Annotated in this window: 6 protein-coding genes; 3 read left to right on the forward strand and 3 right to left on the reverse strand. The window is 73.7% G+C overall.

Going from position 1 to position 5,337, the window contains the following annotated elements; all coding sequences use genetic code 11:
* Together OUY22_RS35455 and OUY22_RS35460 are read left to right on the forward strand one after the other, a co-directional pair.
* Nucleotides 1-586, forward strand: a 586-nt coding sequence (locus tag OUY22_RS35455; RefSeq protein WP_270159694.1) for a hypothetical protein, incomplete at its 5' end; no start/stop codon positions are given.
* Nucleotides 583-1,518 carry a glycosyltransferase family 2 protein gene (locus OUY22_RS35460; RefSeq protein ID WP_270159695.1) on the forward strand — a complete coding sequence of 312 codons (936 nt, stop codon included), beginning with the start codon at nucleotides 583-585 and terminating at the stop codon, nucleotides 1,516-1,518. The genes OUY22_RS35455 and OUY22_RS35460, both read left to right, overlap by 4 nt.
* 38 nt (nucleotides 1,519-1,556) lie before the next feature.
* Here the strand turns inward: OUY22_RS35460 and OUY22_RS35465 are convergent, their stop codons facing one another.
* Nucleotides 1,557-3,185: a serine/threonine-protein kinase gene (locus OUY22_RS35465; RefSeq protein WP_270159696.1), complete on the reverse strand. Its 1,629-nt coding sequence runs from the start codon at nucleotides 3,183-3,185 to the stop codon at nucleotides 1,557-1,559.
* Between the two features lie 150 nt (nucleotides 3,186-3,335).
* Nucleotides 3,336-3,926: a TetR/AcrR family transcriptional regulator gene (locus OUY22_RS35470; RefSeq protein WP_270159697.1), complete on the reverse strand. Its 591-nt coding sequence runs from the start codon at nucleotides 3,924-3,926 to the stop codon at nucleotides 3,336-3,338.
* A gap of 77 nt (nucleotides 3,927-4,003) precedes the next feature.
* Between OUY22_RS35470 and OUY22_RS35475 the strand changes: the two genes are divergently transcribed.
* Nucleotides 4,004-4,864: an NAD(P)H-binding protein gene (locus OUY22_RS35475; protein WP_270159698.1), complete on the forward strand. Its 861-nt coding sequence runs from the start codon at nucleotides 4,004-4,006 to the stop codon at nucleotides 4,862-4,864.
* A 19-nt stretch (nucleotides 4,865-4,883) separates the two neighbouring features.
* Here the strand turns inward: OUY22_RS35475 and OUY22_RS35480 are convergent.
* Nucleotides 4,884-5,337: HAD family hydrolase (locus tag OUY22_RS35480; RefSeq protein ID WP_270159699.1), on the reverse strand; the 454-nt coding region annotated here is incomplete at its 5' end.

The following is a 5,337-nucleotide window of genomic DNA, read 5'->3' on the forward strand; positions in this document are numbered from 1 at the left end:
CCGCGTCCTGGGCCGCACGGTCGTGCTGATGGGCGCGGCCGACGTGATGAACAACGCCATGATCGGCACCCTGTTCGTGGAGCTGTCGCTCACCGCGTACGCGAGCCAGAGCGGCGACCTCTACATGATGACCCTGGGCTGGGGGTTCGCCGTGTCCGTGGTCTACACGGTGCTGCGCATCTACCAGCCCCGGCTGGTGCTGCGGATGAGCACGGACGAGGCGGCCGGGGTGCGCGCGCTCGTCCGGCGCGCCGCGGGTCTGGCGAGCTGGGTGAGCGCCCTGTGGCTGGTCGTCGCGGGGGTCGCGCTGGCGGGCGGGCTGGCCGGCACCCGTTCGCTGGTCGTGCTGGGCGTCCTGCTGGTCACCCTGCTCCCGGCCAACGCGCTGGCGAGCTTCGGCATCGCCGTGCTGGAGAACACCGGCGAGGCCGGACTGCGCGACAGCGCGAAGGCGGCCGTCCTCGCCTGGGCCGTGACGGCCGCGCTGGGCGCGCTGACCGTTCCTCTCGCCGGCGCCGCCGGGGCGGTGTACGCCCTCGGGGCGCAGGGGCTCGTGCTCGGACTCGTACTGAAGAGGCGCATATGACGACAGGACTGACCGTGCTGGTGCCCTGCTTCAACGAGGGGGCGCAGGTGGAGGTCGCCCACCGGGAGCTGGCCGAGGCCCTGGGCGGGATCGGCGAGCTGGAGATCCTCTTCGTCGACGACGGCAGCACCGACGACTCCCTGGACCGGATCCGCCGCCTGGCCGGGACCGACCCCAGGGTCGCGTACGTGTCCTTCACCCGCAACTTCGGCCTCGACGCCGTGATGGACGCCGGGGTGCGGTACGCGCGGCACCCGTGGACCGTCCAATGTGACGCGGACCTGCAGGTGCCGCCCGCGGAGATCTGGTCCCTGCTCGCCAAGGCGGCCGAGGGCTACGACGTGGTGTTCGGGGAGCGGCAGGGCCGCCGCGACCCGCTGCTGCGCAGGATCGGCTCGCGGGTGATGCACGGGGCGGCCCGCCGGGTCTTCGGCATTGACATGCCCAGGGGCGCCTCCACGTTCCGGCTCGTCCGCACCGGCGTGGCCCGCACGATCATGGATCTGCGGCTGCCCTGGTTCATCCCCGCCGTGCCGTTGATCGGCGCCCGCTACGCGGTCACGCCGGTCGCCCACCGGCCGCGCACGGCGGGCCGCTCCAGGCTCCGCCCGGTCCGCCTCGCCGCCCACGCGCTGGAGCTGTTCTTCGGCTTCTCGTGGCGGCCGCTCACCGCCGTGTACGCGACCGCGATCCTGGGCCTGGCCGCCGCCCTGGCGCTCGCGCTGACCGGGAATCCCTTCCCGCCGGTCCATCTCCTGCTCACCGGCCTGACGCTGGCGGCGCTGGGGGTGGTGGCGCGGTACGCGCACCGGCTCCTGCGCGAGACCTCACCCGTACGGCGCTATTACGTCAGGGAGTCGAACCTGCCGTTGCGCCCTGAGGACACGCTGACCGGCGGCCTGCCCTGCCCGCCCCCTCCGGCCCGCCCCTGACCCGTCACCGGGCGCGCCGGCGCCGGTCGTCCGGCGGCTCACGGCTGGGCGGGGACGCCGCGCAGTTCGAAGTCGTCGTAGGCCATCTTCAGCGCCGACTCGTCGTCCTTCGGCGTGCGGGCGAACAGGCCGACCGAGCCGTTGCCGATGCCGTTGGGGTCGTTGGCCGAGGTGATCTTGTCGCCGTTCACCCACAGGGTGAGCCGCACCGCGTCACCGGACTGCTCGCAGGCCGCCTCGATGCGGACCTTGCCCTTCAGCTCTTCGACCTTCGCGGGCTGGGACATGGTGCCGCCGGCGCCGTCGGAGATGCGGCGGATGCGGGCGTTGCCGTCCGTGTCGAGGCCGAACTCGTAGTAGGTGTCGTTGTCGGCCGCGTGACAGTAGACGCCGTACTCGCCGGAGCCGATCACGTCCCTGACCTCGGCGGTCACGCCGACGAGGACGGTCGGGGGCAGCATCGGCGTGGGCGTCGCCGACGGGGAGGAGGGGTCGGGGGCCGGCGTCTTGGTCAGGAAGGGGATGGCCGCGTCCGCCCAGCGCTCCTCGTAGTCCGGCACGACGTCCAGCCCGTACGTGCCGTCGGTGCGGTAGCCGTAGCTGGCGCTCTCGTTCGGGTCGTAGCGGCCGTTCCAGCCGCCGGACGTCTGGGTGAAGTCCTCCCGGTAGAGCACGGTCATGTCCGGCGGGCCGCTCGGCATCAGCGCCCACGCGGCGACGCCCACCGCCACCACCAGCGCCGCCGCCGCGGTGACGCCTGCGATGACCTTGGCCTTGGCGGGGTTGCGCGGAGCGTACGGGAGCGCGGCGGGAGCGGGCGCGGTCGCCTGCTGCCAGGCGACCTGGACGGTCTGCGCGACCTGCTCGGGCCCGGCCGCCCGGCCCACCAGGTGGTCGAGGAGCTGCTGCGCGGTCGGGCGCATGGCGGGGTTCTTGTGCAGCGCGGCCCGGACCAGCTCGCGCAGGCTCGGCTCGACGGCGTCCAGGTTCGGCTCGGTGTTGAGCACCTGATAGACGATGGCGGGCAGCGTCTCGCCGGGGAACGGGGAGCGCCCGCTCGCGGCGTAGGCCACCAGGCAGCCCCACGAGAACACGTCGCAGGCCGGTGACACCGGCTCGCCGCGCAGCACCTCGGGCGCCATGTAACGGGGCGTGCCGATCAGCTCGCCGGTGCCGGTGACGCCGCCCAGGCTGTCGAGCGCCCGCGCGATCCCGAAGTCGATCACCCGCGGCCCGACGGGCGACAGCAGCACGTTGGACGGCTTCAGGTCGCGGTGCACCACCCCGGCCCCGTGGATGGCGGTCAGCGCGGTCGCCACGCTCACGGCCAGCGCGTCGAGGCTGGACCCGCGCAGCGGCCCGGACTGCTGCACCGCCTCCTCGAGGTTGGGGCCGGGCACGTACTCGGTGACCACGTAGAGCTGGTCGCCGTCGAGCGCGGCCTCCAGCACGGCGGCCGTGCAGAACCGGCGCACCCGCCGGGCCGCGTCGGCCTCCCTGCGAAAACGCATGCGGAACTGCTCATGCTGGCTGAACTCGGGGTTGATCACCTTGATGGCGACCTGCTGCCCCGAGGGGTCCTCGGCGAGATGGACCGTGCCCATCCCGCCCCGGCCCAGTACGCGCACCAGCCTGTAGCGCCCGATGCGGGAGGTTTCACCGCTCACGGCGCGTAAGCTTACCGATTCCGACCCTGCCGTCGAATGAGGTGCACCCGGCGCCACGCCCTCCCGTCGTCCGCGCAGGCCCTACCGGCGTGGCGCGCACGGCCGGGCCGCCACGCGACCACCACGCGGCCACCCCGCGCCGACCACGCGCTACGCGGACTCGGGCAGGGTGTCGAGCCAGTGGATGAGGCGGTTTCCCTCCCTGGTCATGATCTCCGGGTCGCGCAGGGCGTTGGCCAGCAGCGACATGCCCTGGTAGGCGCCGACGAGGGTGATCGCGAGGTCGTCCGGGTGCGGCAGTCCCTGTTCGCGGAACTGGCGTTCCACCCAGTCCAGGAGCAACCGGATGACCTTGCCCGCCTCCAGGTCGATGCCTCCCTCGGCGCGTTTGTCCAGCTCGACGGCGAGGGTGCCGGTCGGGCAACCGTACCGGGCCGCGATGTCGCGCTGGCTGATCCACCCGTTGACCAGGGCCTTGAGGCGTTCGAGGGGGTCGGGGAGCCGGTCGAGCTCGCCGGTGAGCCGGGCGAGGTGGTCGGCGTGCTCGGACAGGGCGGCCCGGACCAGTTCGTCCTTGGTCTTGAAGTAGTAGTAGACGTTCCCGACGGGGACCTCGGCGGCGTGCGCGATGTCGGCGATGGTGGTGCGCTCCACGCCCTGCTGGTGCAGGACCCGGGCGGTCGCGGTCATCAGCCGCCGCCGTTTGTCCGCCCCCCGCGCCCGCACCTTTGAGTCAGTCACCCGACTAACTATAGACAGGCGGTGCGCCGATCATCTAGCCTCCAAATTAGTCAGCCGACTAACTCATAGGAGATCTCATGATCGTGGTGACCGGGGCCACCGGAAACGTCGGCCGCACGCTGGTGCGGCTGCTGACAGAGGCGGGCGAGCCGGTGACGGCCGTGTCGCGGAAGATCACCGAGTCCGACGTGCCGCCGGGGGTGCGCGTGCTCGCCGCCGACCTGGCCGACCCGGCGGGTTTCCGGCCCGCGCTCGACGGCGCCCGCGCGCTGTTCCTGCTGATCTCCGGCGACTTCGTGTCGGCCGCCGGCAGCCCGGCCGACGTCATCGGCCGCGTCCTCGACGACGCGAGATCCCGTGAGGTCTGGCGGGTCGTGCTGCTGTCCTCCCAGGGAGTCGCCACCCGTCCCGGCTCGGCCTCGCACGGGAGCACGGCGCGGTCCATCGAGGACGCCGTCCGGCGCTCGGGCATGGACTGGACGATCCTGCGGCCCGGCGGCTTCGCCTCCAACGCCTACGCCTGGGCCGAGTCGATCCGCGCCCGGCGCGCCGTCGACGCCCCGTTCGCGGAGGTCGGCCTGCCGTTCATCGATCCGGACGACATCGCCGAGGTCGCGGCCCTGGCCCTGCGCGAGGACGGTCACGCGGGCCAGGTCTACGAACTGACCGGGCCCGCGCCCACCACGCCGCGGCAACGGGCCGAGGCGATCGGCGAGGCGCTCGGTGAGCCGATCCGGTTCACCGAGCAGACCCGCGAGGAGGCCCGCGCGCAGATGCTGCGGTTCATGCCCGAGCCCGTGGTCGAGACCACCCTGTCCATCCTCGGCGAGCCCACCCCGGCCGAGGTGCGCATCAGCCCCGACGTCGAGCGGCTCCTCGGCCGGGCGCCCCGCACGTTCGCCGAGTGGGCCCGGCGCAACGCCGCCGCCTTCCGGTAGGGGCGCGCACGCGGGCCCTTCAGGTGATCGACCGGATCTCGCGGAGCGTCGGGAGCCCCGTACGGGTGACGACCAGGACGTGGCAGCCCGCGGCGGTGGCGGCCGTGACGCCGGCCGGGCTGTCCTCCAGGACGACGCAGCGGGAGGGGCGGGCGCCGAGTCGGCGGGCGGCCTCCAGGTACGGGTCCGGGTGGGGCTTGCCACGGCGGGTGTCCTCGGCGGCCACCACCTCGTCGAAGCGGTGGCCGAGGCGGGGGAGCACCAGGGCGGCGATGCTGCGCGGCGAGGCGGTCACCAGGGCGGTGGGGATGCGGGCGGCGGCCAGCTCCCGCAACAGGGGAGTGGCGCCGGGCATGACGTCGAAGCTGTGGGCGAGCTCGCCGGCGAACGCCCGGGTGAGGGCGTCGCCGGTGTCCCCGGGCAGGGCCGCGTGGCCGCCGGGGGCGCGGGCGAGCAGGTGGGCGGCGGTGGGG

It is taken from the genome of Nonomuraea corallina, assembly GCF_027620315.1.
In the GTDB taxonomy this organism is placed as follows: domain Bacteria; phylum Actinomycetota; class Actinomycetes; order Streptosporangiales; family Streptosporangiaceae; genus Nonomuraea; species Nonomuraea corallina.